Annotated in this window: 2 protein-coding genes; one reads left to right on the forward strand and one right to left on the reverse strand. The window is 39.5% G+C overall.

Annotated elements, in window-relative coordinates; genetic code table 11:
• Window positions 1–55: 55 nt before the first annotated feature.
• Window positions 56–685: an NAD(P)H-dependent oxidoreductase gene (locus Q0236_RS06735; protein WP_297916284.1), complete on the forward strand. Its 630-nt coding sequence runs from the start codon at window positions 56–58 to the stop codon at window positions 683–685.
• 285 nt (window positions 686–970) lie between these two features.
• Here the strand turns inward: Q0236_RS06735 and Q0236_RS06740 are convergent, their stop codons facing one another.
• Entirely contained in the window at window positions 971–1423 is a 453-nt protein-coding gene (locus tag Q0236_RS06740) for a hypothetical protein (RefSeq protein ID WP_297916286.1), read from the reverse strand.
• Between the last annotated feature and the right edge of the window lie 98 nt (window positions 1424–1521).

Raw genomic sequence — 1521 nt, forward strand, 5'->3', positions numbered from 1 at the left:
ATCAGGCGCAAAGATGGCGGGTATTTGATCTACAAAAACTAATTAAGGAGAGGCTATGACGTATTTAGAGATTATGAAATTTCGCCACGCATGCAAAATTTTCGACGAGAATAAAAAGGTAGGCAAAGCCGATTTTGACGCCATTTTGCAGGCGGGCATCCTGGCACCCAGCTATATGGGGTTAGAACATTGGGATTTTTTGATCGTACAAAACAAGGCGCTGCGCGAGCGGATCCGCGAAAAATCGTGGGATCAGCAGCAGATCACCACCTGCTCGCATCTGATCGTGATTTTGGCAAAGATCAAGGAATTTAAAGCGGGCAGCACCTATATAGCCGAAATGGTTAATCGTCGTTCGTTTGCAAGCGAGGAGAAAAGAGCCTCTGCGTTAAAATTTTACGAAGACGCCATAAGCGGGATCTTTAAAAACAATGACGAGGCGATATTTCACTGGTCGCACGCGCAGTGCATGTTCCCGGCTTTGGCGATGATGAACGAGGCCGCCAGCCGCGGTATTGATAGCTGCCCGATAGAGGGCTTCGATCGCACAGCGCTAAATGAAATTTTAGGCATCGATTGGAACGAGCGCCGCGTGGCGCTGCTCGTGCCTTTCGGCTACCGCGTAAAACCGCAACCGCAAAAGATTCGCCGCAGCATAGATGACGTAGTAAAGTGGATAGAATAGTTTAAATTAAAATAGTTAGTCATTAAATTCTAGTATTTGAATTTAATGACTTAAATTTTGACTATATACCAAAAATTTATTTTTATATTTTGATGTGATGTCCTACCTATATGCTTGAAGTTTTAACTCGTTTCAAATTATTTTAATCTATCAATATTTTAAATTCCTAGTTCATCCTCATCTTGTAACCCGATATAATAAGCATTTTCTGTGATTCCTGCAAGTTTGGCTATATATTTTGTTTCATTTGGGTCATAGCAATGTAGTGGGAAAGATTGTACACCATTAGAAAGTAACCAAATAGTGCGCGTTATCCCGTCTACAAAAGAACACGAATAATACTTTTTTCTCTTTGCAAGATATTTGTTTTCTAAATACCCACATATATTTTGCATACACAGATTCTTTGATTATATGAGCTGTACAACAAATATCGGCTAATGGAACCGGATTTTCAATACCTTTCCTAAAACCATCTTCTGCCCAATGAAATTTGTAATCTCTCCGCCAGCTTTCTTTGGTTAAATTACTTATTTCTTTATCTGTGCTACAAAGGCTATTTCGCCATAATTTTAAAAATCTTTCGCTATCAACAAAGATAATCCCTCCTCCTATTGTAACCGAATGGCTCATATAAACTGTCTTTTTATTTTCTGTAATGAGCTCGAAAATAATCTTCTTGTCAAAAAAATCATTCGAAACAATAGCCTTAATACCAGGGAAGCGTTTGGGTTCCATATTGTATCCTAATTTTATGTTATTCATTAATACAATCTATCATACAAAATACTCGCGGGCGGCATCCTTGCTCTCAAAGGGGCTTGCGCTCAGCTCGC

The sequence above is a fragment of the uncultured Campylobacter sp. genome (assembly GCF_938031315.1).
Taxonomy (GTDB): domain Bacteria; phylum Campylobacterota; class Campylobacteria; order Campylobacterales; family Campylobacteraceae; genus Campylobacter_B.